This window comes from Blautia sp. MSK17_66 (assembly GCF_020538025.1).
Classification (GTDB): domain Bacteria; phylum Bacillota; class Clostridia; order Lachnospirales; family Lachnospiraceae; genus Blautia_A.
Window position 1 is genome coordinate 163291 of the sequence record NZ_JAJBNQ010000002.1, and the last position, 21330, is coordinate 184620.

Genomic DNA, 21330 nt, shown 5'->3' on the forward strand with positions numbered 1-21330 from the left:
CTGTTACCCTTAGCAAACACTGTTATTATGTAAAACTCCTATAAGAATTTCACATCACTGGCACCTCTGGAAAGTCCGGTAATACCAGTTCTTGCAAGTTCCAGTATCTCATACTCTCCCAGAAGGTCGATCAGAGCACTTAACTTACTCTTGCTTCCTGTCATTTCAATGACCAGGGAAGTCTTGCCGACATCAATGACGTTGGCACGGAAGATATTTGCGATGGAAATGATTCCCTCTCTCTGCTCCGGTCTCGCTGCGACCTTCACAAGAACCAGTTCTCTACTCACACTGTTATCCGGCTCAAGAACCTTGATATCTCTTACATCTACCAGCTTGGCAAGCTGTTTGGTGATCTGTTCCAGAATCATGGAATCTCCACTGCATACAACTGTCATTCTGGAATAACGCTCATCTGCAGTCACACCAACTGTCAGGCTGTCAATATTATAACCGCGACGGCTGAAAAGTCCGGAAATACGGCTCAAAACACCTGCGGTGTTATCTACTAACAGGGACAAAATTCTCTTTTGCATAACCCACCTGCTTTCACCACTTTAATCTTTTAAACAATTCCATTGTAAAATTGTCTGCATGTTTTACATTATAGCAATATTAATTCGTTTGTCAACGTCAAATTTTGCTGTATTTGTATACTAACGCATACATTTCGCCATTTTTCTGTATTTTTATACAAGATATTTTCTGCGGAGTGCCTCTATTGCCTTCGGAGTCAGATAAAGAGCCTTTCTCATGAACACTTCCTCACTTCCATAATCCTGCTCGATCGTCTCAAAAACGGCTTCCAGATATTCTTCTTTTACACGATACAGAGCTTTGATCTTATCCATGGTTTCATTGTCCACGATCATCTTGGTCTCCAGAAGCCGGATCATATGCTGTAAATCTTCCTCCAGATAACGGTTTGTCCGAAGATAATCTTCCATGATCGTTTCTCTCGAAATTCCCAGTGCACAGAGAAGAAGTGCAGTTCCGACACCCACTCTGTCTTTTCCCATGCTGCAGTGCCACAGTACGGCCCCATCTTCCTGATGCAGAAGGACATCCAGAAAACGCGCATACTCTTTTACGGAAAAATCATCCCGCACAAAAGAAATGTACTGTTTCTGCATAAATTCATCGATTGGCTGGTCAAATCCAAGCAGCATCTCCAGAAGACCTTTTGATCTTGTGATTCCCAGGGTCTCTTCGTCCACGATCGGAATCTCATGGTACTCTACTCCCTCCAGAATACTGTCCGGTTTTTGCAGAATTTCCATTCTGGTACGAAAATCAACAACAGTTGACAAATGATATTCGTCAAGCAGGGTATCCTCATCCTGGAGAGATATATGATAGAGACAGCCGCTGCGCAGAAGCCTGTGAGGAAGAATATGCCTTCCGTCCCTTGCTATAAGTGCACCGAGATCGCGGGTATTTGGAAGACTTTTAAGTGGAATCCTGGCTCCTTTGGGAAATCCTGTCGCAAGTTCCGGATTCAGGACCTTAAGAAGCTGGATACAGTCTCTGATCTCTTTGTCTGTCATCTCAAATTCATAACGCTTCCGGCGTCTGGTAATGATCACCAGCGAGCTGGTGCTGAACTGCTTGTGCATTCCACCCTCGACACCTTCGCGTCTCATATATGCCCACAGGATATCTTTACATGGAAGATAATTGATCAGCATTCTTTTTGCGAAGATAAAATTTCCGTCCTCGATTCTTATTTTTCCAAATTTCATATCTTTCTCCTGCCTTTCTCAGATCAGGCCGAGTTTTGTGAGTCCGTTCCGGATTCCATAGTGAAACATATCTGTGGTCACATAGTCTGCCAGTTCCCGGATCTTCTTTGAGGCATTGCCCATAGCCACCTTTGTTGCCGCATATTCAAACATGGACAGATCGTTGTTGCTGTCCCCGAATACTACTGTATTTTCCCATGGGATATCAAAAATCCGGCATACCGCTGCAATTCCGACAGCCTTATTACAGCCCTTCGGAACCAGCTCGATTGTCGTTCCTACAAAATCATTGTTTTCATGACGGATCACATCATAATACTGTGACAGTTCCAGACATGCCTGTCTGTCATTGCAGCCCGCTGTCATCTTGGCACTGATCTTATTGATATGCATAGTATCCTCATATCCTCGGATCGGTCTCCATTTCGCTCCAAGTGCCTCAGTAATGAGATCACGGTACCAGTTGATCTCCAGCGTATATTCGTCCTTATCATAATACATAAAATCTGCTCCCTCCATAACCGGGACCAGACCATATTTACGAAGGACCTCAACAGAAAGCTTCGCCACTTCCGGCGTCATCTCATTATTATACAGCCGGACACCATCCTTCTCGATCGTCGCTCCGCAGGCACTGATCATGCCGGTAAACGGGATCTGCTCCAGATATCCCGGCACAAAAGCCCTGCTTCTTCCGGTGCACAGCCATGCCTCATGTCCGTTTTCTCTCAGTTTGCGGATCGCTTCCAGTGCACTGTCCGGAACACCCTTTTCCATGTCACAGATGGTGCCGTCCGCATCAAAAAATACTGCTTTCTTTTCCGTATTCATGCTCTTTCCTCTTTATGTAAATTTATGCAAAAAATTCCTCTGCCACTTTTATGAAATAACTGGTATCCTTTACTCCGGCAGTCTCATACGGTGAATGCATGGAAAGCTGTGGAAGACCGATATCTACCGTGTTCATCGGAACCTGTGTATTGGAAATATTTCCAAGTGTAGATCCTCCCGCCATATCAGAACGGTTCACAAAGGTCTGATACGGAACTTCTGCCCTGTCACAGAGATCTTTGAAGAATGCCGCAGAAACCGCGTCTGTACAGTATTTCTGATTTGCGTTGTATTTGATGACGATTCCCTCATTCAAAAGCGGATGATTGACCGGATCTGTCATATCTGCATAGTTCGGATGCAGGGCATGTGCATTGTCCGCCGAGATCATGAAGCTGTCTGCAAGCGTCATCAGATATTCTTCATAGGTTCTGCCCAAACCATTATGAATGCGAAGCAGTGTATCCTTTAAGAAGGTAGATGCCGCACCCTGCTTTGTACCGCTTCCAACTTCTTCATTATCAAGAACACAGTGAACAGCGATGCAGTCCGCCTTCTTTGCACGCACAAAGCCCTCCATGGAAGCAAATGCACACTGCAGGTCATCCAGTCTGCCACAGGAGGCAAATTCGCGTTCTGCACCCCATATGGAGCCTTCCATGCGGTCATAGAGGAAAAGGTCATGGCTCAGGATGTCTTTTCCATCTACGCCAAGCTGTTCTCCAAGAAGCTTCTGCAAAGACACATCCTTTCCGCCCATACTGAATAACGGAAGCATATCTTTCTGTGCATTATAGGAGATTCCGCTGTTTGCCTCACGGTTCATATGGATCGCAAGATTCGGGATCATCACCAGATCACGGTCAAAGTTGACCAGTCTTTCTTCTAATTTTCCTTCTCTTCGAACGATCACTCTACCGGCGATGGACAGCGGACGGTCAAACCATGGTGCCATCAGCATACCGCCATATTTCTCCACATTCAGCTTCACATACTTCTTCTCTACTACGATCTCTGGATTTTCTTTGATCTTGAAAGACGGTGAATCACTGTGGCTGGCAATGATGTGGAATTTCCAGGATTCCTTCTCTGGTATGGAAAAGGCGATCAGTGCCGAATGATTCCGTGTGACCACATAGTTTCCTCCCGGAACCAGTTTCCAGTGTTCCTTCTCGGAAAGCACCTGGAAGCCTTTTTCTGTCAGTCTGTTCTGCATCTCTTCTACTGCATGGAATGCGGTAGGGCTTTTTTTAATAAAATCAAGCAGTTCTTTTGTTGTTTCATAATACATATCTCATCAAACTCCTCATCTGTCTGTTCTGCCCTTGATTATACGTTATTATTTTGCTCCTGACAATGCCAATCTCACCTTCACAGACGGAAAAACAGGGTGCCGTCCCGACACCCTGCTGCCATTTTTTTATTATAAAGCTTTGATCCTGCGGATTGCCTCTAACGTATTCTCATAGGTTCCAAACGCCGTCAATCGGAAAAATCCTTCTCCGTGTGCACCAAATCCTGATCCCGGAGTGCCGACAATGTGGGCTGTCTCCAGAAGATGATCAAAGAAATCCCAGGAGCTCATGTTATTCGGTGTTTTGAGCCAGATATACGGAGCATTCACACCACCGGATACAGAATATCCTGCCTCTTTCAGTCCATGATAGATGGTATGTGCATTTCTCATATAGTAGGCAACCTGTTCTTTCAGCTGTGCCTTTCCTTCCGGAGAATAAACAGCCTCACCTGCTCTCTGTACGATATATGGAGCACCATTAAACTTGGTTCCGTGGCGTCGTGCCCAGAGGTCATGAAGGGCAACATCTTCACGGACAAGATCTTTCGGAACAACTGTAAAACCAAGACGTACGCCGGTAAATCCTGCATTCTTGGAAAAGCTTCTAAGCTCAATCGCACAGGTACGTGCGCCCTCACACTCATAGATACTGTGCGGAATATTTTCCTCTGTGATATAAGCCTCATAGGCGGCATCGTAGATGATCACAGCACCATTCTTGTTTGCATAGTCTACCCATTCCTGGAGCTTGTCCTTCGTGATCGCTGCACCGCTTGGGTTATTCGGGAAGCAGAGATAGATAATATCCGGAGTTTCCACCGGAAGTTCCGGAAGAAAACCGTTATCTTCCAGACACGGCATATAGATCACTCCGTCAAAGTTCTCGTTCTTTTTGTTGTAATCGCCGGTACGTCCTGCCATAACATTTGTATCTACATATACAGGATAAACAGGGTCGCAGACTGCTACTTTGTTATCTGTACCAAAAATCTCCTGAATGTTTCCAGAATCACTTTTGGCTCCGTCAGAAACAAAGATCTCATCGGCACTGATCTGGCATCCGCGTGCCTCATAGTCATTTTTTGCGATCGCACTTCTCAGGAATTCATATCCGAGATCCGGTGCATAGCCATGGAAAGTCTCGGCATTTGCCATCTCATCTACAGATTTGTGAAGTGCCTCGATGATTGCCGGTGCAAGCGGCTGTGTGACATCACCGATTCCAAGACGCACGATCTCAACATCCGGATTTGCGACCTGATACGCAGATACTTTTTTTGCAATAGTGGAAAAAAGATAACTGCCTGGCAGTTTCAGATAATTTCTATTTACTGTTACCATAATATTACATCTCCTGTACTATCAGATTATCACTGATTTTTTCTCTTTTCTACTTCTTTGACAATTGCCTCACGGACTGCATCCGGGCTTGCCTTGCCTTTGAGTTCTCTCATCATTTTTCCGACAAAAAATCCGAAAACTTTTTCTTTGCCGCCAAGAAGTTCCTCAAGCGGTCCGGGATTCTCGTCCATGATCTTCTGCAGTGTATCATTGAGGAGTCCTGTATCCTCCACAATCTTAAGACCGTGCTCCTCAATATAGGATACCGGCTCAATGTCCTCGTCAAAGACTTTTTCGAAGACTTTTTTTGCATTCTGTGCACTGACTTCTTTTTTCTCTACCATCTGGATCAGATCTGAGAGATGTTCTGGTGTAAAGGAAACCTTCTCCACATCAAGACCTTTGTCCTTGGTCAGACGGAGAACTTCTCCCATAAACCAGTTTGCTGCTTTTTTCGGGCTGCCGCAGAGGTTTGCCACTTCCTCAAACAGCTCGGAAAGATGTCTGGATTCTGTAAGGATTCCTGCATCGTATGCCGGAAGCTCAAATTCCTGCTGATAACGAAGCTGTTTTTCTTCTCGAAGTTCCGGCTGTGAACTGCGGATCTCATCGATCCACGCATCTGAAATATGGATCGGCGGAAGATCCGGATCCGGGAAATAACGATAATCCTTGGCATCCTCTTTGGAACGCATTGCATGAGAGGATTCCTTGTTGTCATCCCAGCGGCGGGTTTCCTGCACAACGGCTCTTCCCTCTTCGATCAGCTCGATCTGACGTTCTCTCTCTCCCTCAATCGCTCTTGCAATTGCCTTGAAGGAGTTCAGGTTCTTCATCTCTGTTCTCGTTCCGAAGGTTTCACTGCCGACTTCACGGACGGACAGGTTGACATCGGCACGCATGGAACCTTCCTGCAGCTTGCAGTCAGATACACCAAGATACTGCATCATACAGCGAAGCTTCTCAAGATAGGCAATGACTTCCTCCGAGCTTCTCATATCCGGCTCGGATACGATCTCGATCAGTGGAACGCCACTTCGGTTATAGTCTACCAGAGAGCAGTCCTCCCACTCATCATGGATCAGCTTTCCGGCATCCTCTTCCATATGCATTTCGTGAATGCGGACTTTTTTCTTTCCGGCAGAAGTTTCAATCTCTACCCAGCCATCATGGCAGATTGGCAGATAAAGCTGTGATATCTGGTAGTTCTGCGGGTTATCCGGGTAAAAATAGTTCTTTCTGTCAAATTTGCAGTACTGGTTGATCTGACAGTTTGCCGCGATGCCGGCTTTGAGTGCAAATTCAACAACCTGACGGTTCAGTACAGGAAGAGAACCCGGCATTCCGGTGCAGACCGGGCAGGTATGTGTATTCGGTGCTCCACCAAATTCTGTCGAGCAGCCGCAGAAAATCTTTGTTTTTGTCGCAAGTTCTACGTGAACCTCAAGACCGATGACGGTTTCATACTGTTTCATGCCTTTCTGCCTCCTTTCAGAGGAGTTGGAAATACCCCTCTTTCTGCTTCATACGCAGCTGCTGCACGGAGGATCTTGTGCTCTCCGAAGCAGTTTCCGATCATCTGGACACCAATCGGCATTCCGGCTTTGTCCTGACCGCACGGAACTGTGATTCCAGGCAGACCACAGAGGTTTACGGCAACGGTATAGATATCGCCAAGATACATGGCAAGCGGATCCTTGAGGCTTTCTCCAATTTTCGGTGCAGTATAAGGAGCTGCCGGTGCAAGGATCACATCATATTTGTCAAAGGCACGGTCAAATTCCTGTTTGATAAGAGCTTTTGTACGAAGTGCCTTCAGATAATAGGCATCGTAATAACCGGAACTCAGTACAAACGAACCAAGCATAATACGACGCTTGACTTCCTCACCGAAGCCTTCTGTCCTGGTCTTTTTGTACATATCGTGAAGTCCTTCATACTCAGCTGCACGGTAGCCGTATTTGACACCATCGAAACGTTCCAGGTTGGAACTTGCCTCCGCACTGGCGATGATATAGTAGGCTGGGATCATATATTCCATAGTCTCCACAGAGAAAAATTCTACAATCGCTCCCTGTGAGGTGAGGACTTTGAGTGTATCCATGAATGCCTCTTTGACTTCCGGGTCAAGCCCCTTTGCAAGGAATTCCTTCGGCACACCGAACTTCATTCCGAGAAGTTTTTTCTCCTCGATGCTCTTTGAGAAATCAAGATCCTTACGATCCAGAGACGTGCTGTCTTTCGGATCGTGTCCTGCGATCACTTCCAGAAGTGCGGCACAGTCTGCCACATCCTTTCCCACAGGTCCGATCTGATCCAGGGAAGAAGCATAGGCAACCAGTCCATAACGGGAAACTGTACCATAGGTCGGCTTGATTCCGGTCACACCGCAGAAAGAGCTTGGCTGACGGATAGAACCGCCGGTATCAGAACCAAGTGCCAGATAAGCCTCTCCTGCTGCCACAGCGGCACAGGAGCCACCTGATGAACCACCAGGTACATGCTCCAGATTCCACGGGTTTCTTGTTACGCCATAGGCAGAAGTTTCTGTCGTACTTCCCATGGCGAATTCATCCATATTTGTCTTACCGATGATGATCATTCCGGCTTTTTCCAGACGGTCGATGACCTCCGCATTATACTGCGGTACAAAATTCTCCAGGATCTTTGATGCACAGGTTGTCTTTTTGCCTTTGATGCAGATGTTGTCTTTGACTGCGATCGGCACTCCGGCAAGTGGACCTGTATAAGTGCCATCCATGATCCCCTTCTCTACTTCTTTTGCTCTTGCAAGGGCATCTTTCTTATATATATCAAGATATGCGTGTACTTTGCCTTCTTTTTTCTCAATCTGGTCAAAAACCTCTTTGACACCGTCTGAGACTTTTACCTGACGCTGTCTGATCTTTCTGGCCAGCTCAAGGGCTGTCATTGTCTCCAGTTCCATAATATATTCTCCTCTATCCAATGGTCTTTGGTACCTGATACTGTCCTTCTTTTTCCTTCGGTGCGTTCATGAGCATTGCTTCCCTGTTATCTCCGTTTGTCACAACATCCTCACGAAATACATTTTCATCACCAAAAATATGAGACAGCGGCTCCACGCCATCTGTATCCAACTCGTCCAGTTTTTCTACATAATCGAGCATTTTCTGCATATCCTGTTTTGCCTTCTCCTTCGCTTCATCCGTCAAAGAAAGCTTTGCGAGGATACATACATTTTCAATTGTCTCGTCATCTATAATTTTTGCCATCTGACTTTTCCTCCTTCTCTTATGGAATACTGCCTTTGCACAGTTACGGCTCCAGTCTGTTCAGATCTCTCGGGAACAGACATGCTTCACGGACATTTTCTTCTCCAAGAAGCTGCATGGTCAGACGCTCCAGTCCGATACCAAGTCCTCCATGTGGCGGCATACCATGTTTGAAGGTATCCAGATACTGTTCCATTCCTTCTTCTTCCATGCCTCTTGCTGCGATCTTGGCTTTAAGCTGGTCGTAGTCATGGATTCTCTGTCCTCCGGTCGTCACCTCAAGTCCGTGGAAAAGAAGGTCAAAGCTTAACGTAAATTTCTCATCGTTTGGATCATCCATTGCATAGAACGGACGTTTCTTGGACGGATAGTGAGTTACAAATACAAAGTCCGCATCGTATTCTTCTTTGAAATATCTTCCGATCAGAGCTTCCTCCTCCGGTTCCAGATCATATGGGTTGCGGATCTTACGGTTATATTTCTCAGCGACAAGTTCTTTGGCCTTGTCAAAACGTACCGCCGGGATCTTGTCGACTTTTGGAAGCTGGATTTTGAGGATCTGAAGTTCCTTAGCATAGTCTTTCCTCAAAAGCTCAACTGCATACTGAAGAAATCCTGTTTCCATTGCCATGATCTCTTCAAAGCTGTCAATATATCCCATCTCAAAATCAAGACTGGTGTATTCATTCAGATGACGCTTGGTGTTGTGTTTCTCTGCACGGAATACCGGTCCTGTCTCAAACACTCTGTCAAACACACCGACCATCATCTGTTTGTAGAACTGTGGGCTCTGTGCAAGCACTGCCGGTTTGTGGAAGTAGCTGAATTTAAAAAGGTTCGCTCCACCCTCGGCTCCTCTTGCTCCGATCTTCGGTGTATGGATCTCTGTAAATCCGTTTTCATAAAGGTAATCACGAAAAGCACGGGTAAGAGCTTCCTGAATCTTGAATTTGGATCGTTCCTGGATGTTACGGAGTGCGATCGGACGCAGATTCAGTTTGGCCTCCAGAGATGTGTTTAATTTCCATTTGTCGATCGCAAGCGGCATCGGCTCTGCCGGCTGTGACAATATCTCAACCTCCCGGATACGGATCTCTCTTTCATGAGGAGCACGTTTCTCCTCATTCAGGATTCCCCTTACACGAACTGTCATCGCCTCTTTGAGATCATGGATTGAAATATCTGCTTTTTCATTTTCAAAAACTGTCTGAAAGAGCCCCTCTCTTCTTCTGAGGATCACAAATGCAACATCACCCATATTACGGATGCTGTGAACTGCACCTTCCAGAACAACTTCCTGATTCAGAAGAGATTCTCCCAGTAAATCTTCCCATGAACTGATTTCTTTTTTCCATGTACCATCCAAAAACTCCATTTCCTCATCCTCCATATATATATAAGCCTCTTAAAAGTTTTTCAGTCTGTCATCCATCATATAAAAGCATCAAAAGCATCTGTGCAGTTTCTACCATATTTGTCCCGGAATCCATACTGGATTTCTGAATATAACGATAGGCTTCATCTTCACTTAAATGATTCCTTTGCATCAGCATCATTTTGGCATTGGATATATAATTCTGTTCCTTCCAGGACCGTGCCTTAGGTTTCTGTTTCTCTTTTCGTCTTCTCCGCTCCTGCTGCGTCAGGATCATATTTACCGTATTGACAAGATCACTCGCCTTAATCGGCATCTGTACCGACAGAATCGATGTCGGCACCTCACAGATCACCCTCGCAGATGCAAGCAGCAGCATTTCAAATTCTCTCGGCATACATTCCGAAAGATCCAGATAATTCATATCCGGAAGCCGGTGGCTGCAGATCAGCACACCGCTTCCAAGTTCAGACGCACTTGACAGAGCATTTGATGCAGTTGTACATACAGATGCAACGATAAACCCATGCCGTTCCAGAACTGCACGGATTTTTTTTGCATCTTCAATTTGGGGTAATGCGATCACGATGCTGCTCATACAAGTGTCTCTCCTCTTTGTCGTTACTGTTCACTCCGTTCACAGCGGGATATTACCTGTGAACAGTTACTCTTTTTCGTCTTATGTGCTTACAGGCGATACAGGTATTCCTCTACTTCCCAGTCTGTCACCTGTCTGGTATAACGAAGCCACTCATCCTTCTTGGCTGAAAGATAGGTTTTGCAGAAATCCTCGCCCAGTATTCCGCGGATCCATTCGCTGTTTTCAAAAAGCTCAATCGCATCCTTCAGTGTCTCCGGAAGATGCTCAGGTGCCTGATCCTGATTGGCAATATTAGACGATTTTGCAGGAGAAATCTTATTTCGGATTCCATCCAGTCCGGCTGCAAGACATACTGCAAATACCAGATATGGATTCGAAGCCGCATCCGGACTTCTCAGTTCCACCCTTGTTCCTTCGCCTCTTGTCACAGGGATACGGACAAGAGAATTCTGATTGTGCTCTGTCCAGGTAAGCTCTGTCGGGGCATCATATCCCGGCACAAGACGCTTATAGGAGTTCACGATCGGATTCGTGATCAGTGCCATCTCCCTGCTATGTGCAAGAAGTCCTCCTATAAAATAGCGTGCCTCCTCACTGAGTTCTCCCGGATGATCAGTATCCTCAAACAGATTTCTGCCGTTTTTGAATAAAGAAAACTGGATATGCATTCCGGAACCATTTACTTCTGATTTCGGCTTCGGCATAAAGGTTGCATGAAGGCCGTGACGTTTTGCCACGATGCGGACTGCCATCTTGAAAGTCATAATACAGTCTGCAATATCACGCACCTCACCATAGCTGAAATCAATCTCATGCTGTGCCGGAGCTGCCTCATGGTGAGAAGATTCCACCTCCATTCCCATATCTTCCAGTGTCAGTACCATATCACGTCTTGCATTCTCGCCGAGATCCAGAGGACTCATGTCCAGGTATCCGGCCTTTTCATGTGTCACCGTTGTAGGATTTCCATTATCATCTGTGTGGAATAAGAAAAACTCACACTCAGGATCGATATAGCAGGTATATCCTTCCTGCTCTGCTTCTTTCGCTACATACTCAAGAATATATCTCGGACTGTTTTTGTATGGTGTACCATCTGGACAGTAAAGATCACAGATCATTCTCGCAACTTTTCCCTGCTGCGGACGCCACGGCAGGATTGCAAATGTATCCGGTACCGGACGAAGATAGAGATCGGATCCCTTCTCCGGATCCATTCCCGCAATCTGTTCCGCGTTGATGATACACTGATTATCTAATGCACGCGGAAGTTCCCGGGCAGTGACAGCAATATTTTTGATCGCACCGAACATATCAGTAAACTGAAGACGGATGAACTCTACATCCTCCTCCTCAACCATCTGTAATATTTCTTCTCTGGTATAATTCCCCATGCCATTCTCTCCTTATGATTTAAGTATAAAAAAAAGGGCGTACTTCCGGAAGGTAACCCTCCGAAAGAACGCCTTTGTTCATGCAGGTATTATAGCAACCGACATGGTCTTTGTCAACGTTTTTTTCTCAGAGATTTGTGTATCCCATCAGGGACTCATCTACTGCTTTTGCAGCCTCCCGGCCCTCGCGGATCGCCCATACGACCAGTGACTGTCCTCTGTGCATATCACCGGCTGTAAATACCCGCGGTACCGAAGTTGCATAATCATCCGGCTTTGTATCAACATTTGTTCTTCCATTGACTGCCACATGGAAGGCATCTGTCACATATTTCTGACTTCCGAGAAATCCTGCCGCGATCAGAACCAGATCTGCCGGGATAACTTTTTCACTTCCCTCAACAGGAACCATCATCATTCTTCCGGTCTTTTCGTCCTTCTGCGCTTTGAGATCTACAATCTTTGCCTTGCACACGTTACCGTTTTTGTCGGCAATGAATTCTGTGACGGTTGTCTGATAGATTCGAGGATCATGCCCGAAAACTGCGATTGCCTCCTCCTGGCCATAGTCTGTCTTTAAGACTCTCGGCCACTGCGGCCACGGATTGTTTGCGGCACGCTCCACCGGTGGCTTCGGCATCATCTCAAGCTGAGTTACAGATTTTGCACCCAGGCGGACTGAAGTTCCCACACAGTCATTTCCTGTGTCACCGCCGCCGATAACAAGGACATTTTTTCCTTTTGCCAGTTCATAAGGAACTTTGTCAAAATTGCTGTCCAGAAGTGTCTTTGTGACCATTCCCAGGAAATCCACCGCAAAGTAGATTCCTTTTGCTTCTCTTCCCGGCACTTTGATGTCTCTCGGGTTTGATGCACCGCAGGCAAGCACGACTCTGTCATACTGTTTCAGAAGTTCCTCTGCTTTGATGTCTTTGCCCACGTTTGTATTAAGGACAAATTTTACTCCCTCTTCTTCCATAAGACGGATTCTTCTGTCTATAACAGATTTCTCCAGTTTCATGTTCGGGATTCCGTAGCGGAGAAGTCCACCCGGTCTGTCACTTCTTTCATAGACTGTGACGCTGTGTCCTCTTCTGTTCAGCTGCTGTGCTGCAGCAAGTCCGGACGGTCCGCTTCCAATTACAGCAATCGTCTTACCGGTACGTACATTCGGTTTCTGAGGCTGCACCCAGCCTTCTTTGTAAGCAGTTTCAATGATCGCTCTCTCATTTTCCTTTGTGGCAACCGGTTCTCCGTTTAAGTTGCAGGTGCAGGCAGCCTCACACAGTGCCGGGCATACTCTGGAGGTAAATTCCGGAAAACTGTGGGTCTTGGACAGTCTTAAATATGCCTGTTTCCAGTTTCCTGTATACACCAGATCATTTGTCTCTGGTACAAGATTGTGCAGCGGACAGCCTGAAGCCATTCCACCAAGCATCATTCCTGACTGACAGAAAGGAACGCCGCAGGCCATACAGCGAGCTCCCTGAAGTCTCTGTTTTTCTTTGCTGAGCGGAGTCCGGAACTCATTGAAATTTGCAATCCGGACCTTTGGAGGCAGCACTTTGGCTGTCTCTCGGTTATAATCTAAAAATCCTGTTGGCTTTCCCATGTTTCCTCATCCTCCTTAATGCTTTGCTCCGATGCTTTCATAAAATGCTTCCATCTGTGCCTGTTCACTTGTCAGTCCTTTTTCTTCCAGTTTGGCACTGAGAGTGAGCATCTTTTTGTATTCGTTCGGAATCAGTTTCTTAAAGTGCGGCAGGTAAGCATCAAAATCAGCAAGCACTTCTGCACCCAGTCTGGAACCTGTTGCCGCAACATGGGCTTCAATTAGATCACGAAGTTCTTTTTCATCATATTTATTCTCTACTTTCTCAATAGAGATCATAGATTTGTTGATATTTTTGTAAAGTTTGTTTTCAATGTCAAGGACATAGGCGATACCACCACTCATACCTGCTGCAAAGTTCTTGCCGGTACGTCCAAGTACTACGACACGTCCGCCTGTCATATATTCACAGCCATGCTCGCCTACACCTTCTACTACTGCGCTGGCGCCTGAGTTTCGAACTGCAAAACGTTCTCCTGCAACACCATTGATAAATGCGTATCCGCTAGTAGCACCATAGAGTGCAACGTTACCGATGATGATATTGTCTTCTGGTTTATAGGCTGCTTTCTCCGGAACCCTGACGATCAGTTTACCGCCGGAGAGGCCCTTTCCGAAGTAGTCGTTGCTGTCACCGGTAAGATTCAGAGTGAGACCTTTTGGAATAAAGGCACCGAAGCTCTGTCCACCGGCTCCATGACAGTTGATCACGATCGTATCATCCGGGAGTCCCTTTCCGGTCTGTCTGGTGATCTCTGCACCGAGGATCGTACCAAACGTACGGTCTGTATTTGTCACATCAACATCCAGTTCGATGTGTTCGCCCTTTGTGATCGCTTTACCGCATTTTTTAAGAAGGACTTTTTCATCCAGTGTCTTTTCCAGTTCAAAATTATAGACTGCTTTTGGATCAAAGGTCACCTTCTGTCCGTTGCCGGCATATGGATTGTTCAGGATCGCACTCAGATTGATTTTGCCTCTGTGCGGCTCTGCCTCGGAGGCTTCTTTGGACTGTCTTAACAGGTCTGTACGTCCTACCATTTCATCCACTGTATGTACGCCAAGACGTGCCATGTATTCTCTCAGTTCCTGAGCAATAAACTTCATGAAGTTTTCAACGTATTCCGGTTTTCCGCGGAAGCGTTTGCGAAGCTCCGGATTCTGTGTTGCCACACCTACCGGACAGGTATCCAGGTTGCAGACACGCATCATGACACAGCCCATGGTTACAAGCGGTGCTGTCGCAAAGCCAAATTCCTCCGCACCAAGAAGTGCTGCGATCGCAACGTCACGGCCGCTCATCAGCTTACCATCTGTCTCAATACGGACACGGTTACGCAGTCCGTTCATGATCAGGGTCTGATGTGTCTCTGCAAGACCAAGCTCCCACGGAAGTCCTGCATTGTGGATGGAGCTTCTCGGAGCTGCACCGGTACCACCGTCATAGCCTGAGATCAGGACAGTCTGCGCTCCTGCCTTGGCAACACCGGCTGCAACAGTACCTACACCTGCCTCTGATACAAGTTTTACAGAAATATCTGCGTAAACGTTTGAATTCTTAAGGTCATAGATCAGCTGTGCCAGATCCTCGATGGAATAGATATCGTGATGAGGCGGCGGGGAGATCAGACTTACACCAGGAGTGGAATGACGTGTCTTTGCGATCCAAGGATAAACCTTCTTTGCCGGAAGATGTCCGCCCTCACCTGGTTTCGCACCCTGTGCCATTTTGATCTGGATTTCTCTTGCTGATACCAGATAACTGCTGGTAACACCGAATCGTCCACTGGCTACCTGTTTGATCGCGGAGCAGCGGTCATTCTGGCTTCCTGCGGAAGCAATACGCTCATCACTCTCTCCACCTTCACCTGTATTGGATTTTCCATGGAGATGGTTCATCGCGATCGCAAGCGTTTCATGTGCTTCCTGAGAGATGGAGCCGTAGGACATCGCACCTGTCTTGAAACGTTTTACAATCTCATCGACGCTCTCTACTTCCTCGATCGGGATTCCTTTTTCCGGATAATTAAATTCCATCAGTCCACGAAGTGCCCCGTGACTTTCCTCATCTACCAGTGCAGTATACTGTTTGAACAGGTCATAACTGCCCGTCCAGGTAGATTCCTGAAGCAGATGGATGGTCTGTGGATTGTATTTATGCTCCTCTCCCTGACTTCTCATCTTGTGTGCACCGACACTGTCAAGGGTCAGATCTGTATTTAAGCCAAGCGGGTCAAATGCCTCTGAGTGGAGTTTCTCCACGTTATCTTCGATATCTTCCAGAGTGATTCCACCTACACGGCTTACTGTTCCGGTAAAGTATTTGTCGATCACTTCCTGAGAGATACCAATTGCCTCAAAGATCTGAGATCCCTGATAAGACTGGATCGTAGAGATACCCATTTTGGATGCGATCTTGACGATACCGCTTAAGACTGCATGGTTATAGTCTTCTACTGCTGCATAGTAATCTTTATCCAGCATATGGTTGTCGATCAGTTCACGGATCGTCTCCAGTGCAAGATATGGGTTGACCGCACTTGCACCATAACCGAGCAGAGTTGCAAAATGATGAACTTCTCTTGGCTCTCCGGACTCTACGATCAGTGCCAGTGAAGTACTCTTTTTGGTCTTTACGAGATGCTGATGTACTGAGGACACTGCCAGAAGAGACGGGATCGGCATATGATTCTCATCTACACCACGGTCGGAAAGTACAAGGATATTTGCACCGTCACGGAACGCCTTGTCAACCTCTACGAAGAGACGGTCGATCGCTCTCTCGAGTTTTGTACTCTTATAATAGAGAGTTGAGACAACGGCAACCTTAAATCCGTCGGCATTCATGTTTTTGATCTTCAGCATATCTGTGTTTGTGAGGATCGGATGAAGGATTTTGAGTACATGGCAGTTTTCCGGCTGCTGCACCAGAAGATTTCCGTCTTTACCTGCATAAACACTTGTGGAAGTTACGATCTCCTCACGGATGGCATCGATCGGCGGGTTTGTTACCTGGGCAAACAGCTGTTTAAAGTAATCAAACAACGGGCGATGCTGTTTGGAAAGCACTGCCAGCGGTGTATCCACTCCCATGGCTCCGATACTCTCTGCCCCGTTCAGTGCCATGTTGCGGATAGAGGTACGATACTGTTCGTAAGTATATCCAAATGCCTTCTGAAGACGTGCTCTGTGCTCCGGTGTGTATTCCTCCATACGGATATTCGGGATCTTGATATCTTTAAGCTGTACGAGGTTGCTGTTCAGCCACTCACCATACGGCTGCATTTTGGCATATTTTTCTTTCAGTTCATCATCATCGATAACTTTCCCCTGAACGGTATCCACCAGGAGCATTTTTCCCGGATGCAGACGCTCTTTGAGAACGATTTTTTCCTCCGGAACCGGCATAACACCAACTTCTGAAGAAAGGATCATATAGCCATCGGAAGTGATGTAATATCTGGATGGACGAAGACCGTTACGGTCAAGCACTGCTCCCATCACATCTCCATCCGAAAACAGAATGGATGCCGGGCCGTCCCATGGCTCCATCATGGTTGCATAATACTGATAAAAATCTCTCTTCTCCTGAGAAATTGTATCGTTGTACGCCCACGGCTCCGGAATAGTGATCATGACTGCAAGCGGAAGTTCCATACCACTCATAACAAGGAATTCCAGGGTATTGTCAAGCATTGCCGAGTCGGAACCATTGCGGTTTACAACCGGAAGGACTTTGTGAAGCTGTCCTTTGAGGTACGGAGATTCCATATTTTCCTCTCTGGCAAGCATCTTGTCAGCATTTCCACGAATGGTATTGATCTCACCGTTGTGTACGATAAAACGGTTCGGATGTGCTCTCTCCCAGCTTGGATTGGTATTGGTACTGAATCTGGAATGTACCATCGCAATCGCAGATTCATACTCCGGATTCTGAAGATCAGCAAAGAAGGTACGGAGCTGACCTACCAGGAACATACCTTTGTAGACAATGGTACGGCTGCTCATGGAAACCACGTAGGTATTATCATTACTCTGTTCAAACTCACGACGGGCAATATAGAGCATACGGTCAAATGGAAGTCCTTTTTCTACTTCCTCCGGTTTTTTGATAAATGCCTGCATGATGCATGGCATACACTCTTTTGCTTTGTGTCCGAGAACCTCCGGGATCACAGGAACGGTTCTCCAGCCAAGAAGCTCCAGTCCTTCTTTTTCCACAATGATCTCAAACATCTTTTTGGCCTGGGCACGTTTGATCTCATGCTGCGGGAAGAAAAACTGTGCGATACCATATTCTCTTTCCTCACCGATATCAAAGCCCTCTTTCTTACAGGCTTTTTTGAAAAATTTATGGGAAATCTGCAGAAGGATACCTACACCGTCACCGGTCTTGCCTTCCGCATCCTTACCTGCACGATGCTCCAGATGTTCTACGATCCTGAGAGCATTTGCAACAGTTTCATGTGTTTTCTTTCCTTTGATATTGACAACTGCACCGATACCACAGTTGTCATGCTCAAATTCCTGGCGATACAGACCTTGATCTTCTCTCATTGCTTCCTGCATAATCTTCGTCCTCTCTATCATAATATTACTTCTATTCTTTATTTAACTGATTCCTGCTTTCCTTCTCTTTCGCGTATTCCTTCGCCGCTTTTACGAAGCCACGGAATAAAGGATGTGCATGATTCGGTCTTGATTTGAACTCCGGATGTCCCTGCGTTCCCTCATAAAATGGATGATCTTTGACCTCGATCATCTCTACGATATGTCCGTCAGGGGAAGTTCCCGCGATCATCATGCCCTTTGCAGACAGTTCTTCACGAAATGCGTTGTTGACCTCATAGCGATGTCTGTGACGTTCCTGGATCTCTTTCTTTCCAAACAGCTCCAGTGCTTTGGAATTATCTGCAAGAACACAGGGATAACTTCCAAGTCTTAAGGTTCCTCCAAGATCTTCAACACTCTCCTGGTCCGGCATCAGTGCGATCACAGGATGTTTCGTAGCCGGATCAAGTTCTATACTGTTGGCATCCTCATATCCCAGCACATGACGGGCAAATTCTACGATCGCCATCTGCATTCCAAGGCAGATGCCAAGGTACGGGATTTTGTGAACACGGGCATACTGTGCTGCCAGGATCATTCCTTCGGTACCTCTATTTCCAAATCCTCCCGGAACCAGGATACCATCCACCTTGTGAAGCATCTGATCCAGATTTTTCTCATTTAATTCCTCGGAATCTACCCAGGTCAGTTCTACCTTTGCTCTGCAGGAAATGCCACCATGCTTCAGTGCTTCTACAACACTTAAGTAAGCGTCATGCAGCTGCGTGTATTTTCCTACCATGGCAATGTTTACTGTGGCTTCCGGATTTCTCAGATCATTGACCATCTCCATCCACTCTGTAAGATCCGGTTTGCGGTTCTCCAGTCTCAAAGATTCCAGAACCACATCGGCCAGTTTTTCTCTCTCCATTGCAAGAGGAGCTTCATATAAATATTCAACATCAAGGTTCTGTAATACATGACTCACTGGAACATTGCAGAACAGTGCGATTTTACTCTTGATTTCATCGGTCAGCGGATGCTCGCTTCTGCATACCAGAACATCCGGCTGGATTCCCATTCCCTGCAGTTCCTTGACGCTTGCCTGTGTCGGCTTGGTCTTCATTTCTTCGGAAGCCTTCAGATACGGGATCAGGGTAACATGGATCAGGACCGCATTGTCATGTCCGACATCATGCTGGAACTGACGGATAGATTCCAGAAACGGCTGGCTCTCAATATCTCCGACCGTTCCGCCGACCTCAATGATCGCGATTCTTTCTTCTGATGAAGATTTGGCACGATAGAAACGACTCTTGATCTCATTGGTAATATGAGGAATAACCTGTACGGTTCCTCCGCCAAAATCTCCATGACGCTCTTTCTGAAGTACAGACCAGTATATCTTACCGGTTGTCACGTTGGAATTTTTATCCAGACTTTCATCGATAAATCTCTCATAATGACCAAGATCCAGGTCTGTCTCCGTACCGTCATCGGTTACAAAAACTTCTCCATGCTGGATCGGATTCATTGTTCCCGGATCAATATTGATATAGGGATCAAACTTCTGCATGGTCACCTGATAACCCCGGGCCTTTAAAAGTCTTCCAAGTGATGCTGCCGTGATGCCTTTTCCAAGACCTGATACAACACCGCCTGTAACAAAAACATATTTTACTGACATTGTGATTTCCTCCTCCATCTGCCTTACACATAAAATATCTGAAAAATCAAAGGCGCCAGAAGCAGATAAGGGCACTTTCCCCTATCAGCCTCTGACGCCTTTGTCAGACACAACTTTAAATATGTGCATTACTATATCTTATTTTTGACTTTTTGTAAATATGTAATTTTTACATAAATCGATTTTTTTTGCACCTTCTGCAAAAAAGTCACAAGATCAGCAGCCACAGTCAATCTTCTTATTAAATTCCGCCTCCACATCCAGAGGATAATTTCCATCGAAACATGCCTTGCACAGAGGAAGTCCCCCTGCCATTCCCTCCAGGAATTCGCTCTGCATATATCCGAGGGAATCTGCACCGATCATCTCACGGATTTCCTCCGTACTGTGACTGGATGCGATCAGCTGGTCGTTGGACGGCACATCTGTTCCGAAATAACAAGGATGAAGGAACGGTGGTGAACTGATGCGTACATGCACCTCCAGCGCTCCTGCTTTCTTAAGCATACGGATCAGGTTTGCGATCGTAGTTCCTCTTACGATAGAGTCATCTACCAGAACAATCCTCTTACCTTTTACTGCTGATTCCAGAACACTCAGCTTCAGATGGACACTGGATTCTCTTTCCTTCTGGGTAGGTTTGATGAAGGTTCTTCCAATGTAACTGTTCTTATAAAAAGCAAAACCAAACGGAATACCGGATTCTTCAGAGAATCCCTTGGCTGCCGGGATTCCGGATTCCGGTACACCGGTGACAAGATCTGCGTCTACCGGATAGGATCTGGCAAGAGATTTACCGCCGCGGATACGCGCATCATAAATCTTTACTCCATCCATCTCGCTGTCCAGTCTTGCAAAATAAATATATTCAAACACGCAATGGGCATGCTTTCCACCGGCAAGTTCCTTGTTGGATTCAACACCATTTCTGGAGATCGTGACCATCTCACCCGGTTCAATGTCCCTTACAAACTCAGCACCAACAGAAGTCAATGCACAGCTCTCAGATGCAAGCACATAAGCATTGCCCCTCTTTCCAAGACAGAGCGGCTTAAGTCCCAGCGGATCACGCACACCGATCAGTTTACGGGGACTCATGATCACCAGTGCATAGGCACCCTTTAATTTACGGGCAGTTTTAAGTACTGCTTCCTCTACAGTTTTGGAATGTACACGCTCTCTTGCTACATGAAATGCGATTACTTCTGAATCTGTAGTCGTATGGAAAATCGCACCATTCTGGATCAGTTCCCATTTCAGTTCCGGGGTATTGATAAGGTTTCCATTATGAGCAAGTGCAAGCGTTCCCTTTATATAGGACAATACAAGAGGCTGTGCATTCTCAGCCACTGACGCTCCTGTTGTTGAATATCGTACATGACCGATGCCGAGATCTCCCTCCATATTACGGATGGTATCCTCGCGAAGGACCTCACTTACCAGTCCTAAATCCTTATGGAACTGGATATTCCCTCTTTCTCCCTCCGTGCGGGAAACTGCAAGTCCGCAGGACTCCTGTCCACGGTGCTGAAGTGAAGTAAGTCCATAATAAATGGATGGAACCACATTACCTCCATCCAGATCATACATTCCGAATACGCCGCAGGCTTCCTTTAATTCTGCCATCAGAATTTCCTCCAATTCT

At 46.3% G+C, this 21330-nt stretch carries 15 protein-coding genes; all 15 read right to left on the reverse strand.

The window, feature by feature from the left end; all coding sequences use genetic code 11:
• Nucleotides 1-38 precede the first annotated feature (38 nt).
• The 15 genes from ilvN to purF all read right to left on the reverse strand — a co-directional run bounded on the left by ilvN (nucleotide 39) and on the right by purF (nucleotide 21311).
• On the reverse strand, nucleotides 39-536 hold the full coding sequence (gene ilvN / locus LIR34_RS02075) for an acetolactate synthase small subunit (RefSeq protein WP_022214762.1): 498 nt from the start codon (nucleotides 534-536) through the stop codon (nucleotides 39-41).
• A 153-nt stretch (nucleotides 537-689) separates the two neighbouring features.
• The gene (locus LIR34_RS02080; RefSeq protein ID WP_173901653.1) at nucleotides 690-1742 is read right to left on the reverse strand and encodes a tyrosine-protein phosphatase; all 1053 of its coding nucleotides are present in this window, start codon (nucleotides 1740-1742) and stop codon (nucleotides 690-692) included.
• Between the two features lie 18 nt (nucleotides 1743-1760).
• Nucleotides 1761-2573, reverse strand: a complete 813-nt coding sequence (locus tag LIR34_RS02085) for a Cof-type HAD-IIB family hydrolase (RefSeq protein ID WP_173901652.1) — start codon at nucleotides 2571-2573, stop codon at nucleotides 1761-1763.
• A gap of 22 nt (nucleotides 2574-2595) precedes the next feature.
• Nucleotides 2596-3864: a M18 family aminopeptidase gene (locus LIR34_RS02090; protein ID WP_173901651.1), complete on the reverse strand. Its 1269-nt coding sequence runs from the start codon at nucleotides 3862-3864 to the stop codon at nucleotides 2596-2598.
• 132 nt (nucleotides 3865-3996) lie between these two features.
• Complete coding sequence (locus tag LIR34_RS02095; RefSeq protein ID WP_173901650.1) at nucleotides 3997-5211, reverse strand: LL-diaminopimelate aminotransferase; 1215 nt, start codon at nucleotides 5209-5211, stop codon at nucleotides 3997-3999.
• A gap of 29 nt (nucleotides 5212-5240) precedes the next feature.
• A complete protein-coding gene (gene gatB / locus LIR34_RS02100) occupies nucleotides 5241-6686 on the reverse strand; it encodes an Asp-tRNA(Asn)/Glu-tRNA(Gln) amidotransferase subunit GatB (RefSeq protein ID WP_161286034.1) in 1446 nt (481 codons plus the stop codon).
• Nucleotides 6683-8158 carry an Asp-tRNA(Asn)/Glu-tRNA(Gln) amidotransferase subunit GatA gene (gatA, locus tag LIR34_RS02105; RefSeq protein ID WP_173901649.1) on the reverse strand — a complete coding sequence of 492 codons (1476 nt, stop codon included), beginning with the start codon at nucleotides 8156-8158 and terminating at the stop codon, nucleotides 6683-6685. The genes gatB and gatA overlap by 4 nt, the downstream gene beginning before the upstream one ends.
• A 13-nt stretch (nucleotides 8159-8171) precedes the next feature.
• Nucleotides 8172-8465, reverse strand: a complete 294-nt coding sequence (gene gatC / locus LIR34_RS02110; protein ID WP_161286036.1) for an Asp-tRNA(Asn)/Glu-tRNA(Gln) amidotransferase subunit GatC — start codon at nucleotides 8463-8465, stop codon at nucleotides 8172-8174.
• A 43-nt stretch (nucleotides 8466-8508) separates the two neighbouring features.
• Nucleotides 8509-9840: an aspartate--tRNA(Asn) ligase gene (gene aspS / locus LIR34_RS02115; protein WP_173901744.1), complete on the reverse strand. Its 1332-nt coding sequence runs from the start codon at nucleotides 9838-9840 to the stop codon at nucleotides 8509-8511.
• A gap of 49 nt (nucleotides 9841-9889) precedes the next feature.
• Nucleotides 9890-10438, reverse strand: coding sequence for an ANTAR domain-containing response regulator (locus LIR34_RS02120; protein ID WP_161286038.1), 549 nt, complete (start codon nucleotides 10436-10438; stop codon nucleotides 9890-9892).
• Between the two features lie 89 nt (nucleotides 10439-10527).
• Entirely contained in the window at nucleotides 10528-11835 is a 1308-nt protein-coding gene (glnA, locus tag LIR34_RS02125) for a type I glutamate--ammonia ligase (RefSeq protein WP_173901648.1), read from the reverse strand.
• Nucleotides 11836-11962: 127 nt separating this feature from the next.
• The gene (locus LIR34_RS02130) at nucleotides 11963-13447 is read right to left on the reverse strand and encodes a glutamate synthase subunit beta (RefSeq protein WP_173901647.1); all 1485 of its coding nucleotides are present in this window, start codon (nucleotides 13445-13447) and stop codon (nucleotides 11963-11965) included.
• Between the two features lie 15 nt (nucleotides 13448-13462).
• Complete coding sequence (gene gltB, locus LIR34_RS02135) at nucleotides 13463-18037, reverse strand: glutamate synthase large subunit (RefSeq protein ID WP_330603579.1); 4575 nt, start codon at nucleotides 18035-18037, stop codon at nucleotides 13463-13465.
• Nucleotides 18038-18047: 10 nt separating this feature from the next.
• Nucleotides 18048-19685 carry a CTP synthase gene (locus LIR34_RS02140; protein ID WP_173901646.1) on the reverse strand — a complete coding sequence of 546 codons (1638 nt, stop codon included), beginning with the start codon at nucleotides 19683-19685 and terminating at the stop codon, nucleotides 18048-18050.
• A gap of 216 nt (nucleotides 19686-19901) precedes the next feature.
• A complete protein-coding gene (gene purF, locus LIR34_RS02145) occupies nucleotides 19902-21311 on the reverse strand; it encodes an amidophosphoribosyltransferase (protein ID WP_173901645.1) in 1410 nt (469 codons plus the stop codon).
• Between the last annotated feature and the right edge of the window lie 19 nt (nucleotides 21312-21330).

What these genes read in the sequence shown, in the direction of transcription:
- gatA (WP_173901649.1), bottom strand. Translation starts at nt 8,158, where the DNA reads ATGGAACTGGAGACAATGACAGCCCTTGAGCTGGCCAGAAAGATCAGA.
- LIR34_RS02080 (WP_173901653.1), bottom strand. Translation starts at nt 1,742, where the DNA reads ATGAAATTTGGAAAAATAAGAATCGAGGACGGAAATTTTATCTTCGCA.
- LIR34_RS02085 (WP_173901652.1), bottom strand. Translation starts at nt 2,573, where the DNA reads ATGAATACGGAAAAGAAAGCAGTATTTTTTGATGCGGACGGCACCATC.
- LIR34_RS02140 (WP_173901646.1), bottom strand. Translation starts at nt 19,685, where the DNA reads ATGTCAGTAAAATATGTTTTTGTTACAGGCGGTGTTGTATCAGGTCTT.
- gatC (WP_161286036.1), bottom strand. Translation starts at nt 8,465, where the DNA reads ATGGCAAAAATTATAGATGACGAGACAATTGAAAATGTATGTATCCTC.
- LIR34_RS02130 (WP_173901647.1), bottom strand. Translation starts at nt 13,447, where the DNA reads ATGGGAAAGCCAACAGGATTTTTAGATTATAACCGAGAGACAGCCAAA.
- aspS (WP_173901744.1), bottom strand. Translation starts at nt 9,840, where the DNA reads ATGGAGTTTTTGGATGGTACATGGAAAAAAGAAATCAGTTCATGGGAA.
- glnA (WP_173901648.1), bottom strand. Translation starts at nt 11,835, where the DNA reads ATGGGGAATTATACCAGAGAAGAAATATTACAGATGGTTGAGGAGGAG.
- ilvN (WP_022214762.1), bottom strand. Translation starts at nt 536, where the DNA reads ATGCAAAAGAGAATTTTGTCCCTGTTAGTAGATAACACCGCAGGTGTT.
- gltB (WP_330603579.1), bottom strand. Translation starts at nt 18,037, where the DNA reads ATGATAGAGAGGACGAAGATTATGCAGGAAGCAATGAGAGAAGATCAA.
- purF (WP_173901645.1), bottom strand. Translation starts at nt 21,311, where the DNA reads ATGGCAGAATTAAAGGAAGCCTGCGGCGTATTCGGAATGTATGATCTG.
- gatB (WP_161286034.1), bottom strand. Translation starts at nt 6,686, where the DNA reads ATGAAACAGTATGAAACCGTCATCGGTCTTGAGGTTCACGTAGAACTT.
- LIR34_RS02090 (WP_173901651.1), bottom strand. Translation starts at nt 3,864, where the DNA reads ATGTATTATGAAACAACAAAAGAACTGCTTGATTTTATTAAAAAAAGC.
- LIR34_RS02095 (WP_173901650.1), bottom strand. Translation starts at nt 5,211, where the DNA reads ATGGTAACAGTAAATAGAAATTATCTGAAACTGCCAGGCAGTTATCTT.
- LIR34_RS02120 (WP_161286038.1), bottom strand. Translation starts at nt 10,438, where the DNA reads ATGAGCAGCATCGTGATCGCATTACCCCAAATTGAAGATGCAAAAAAA.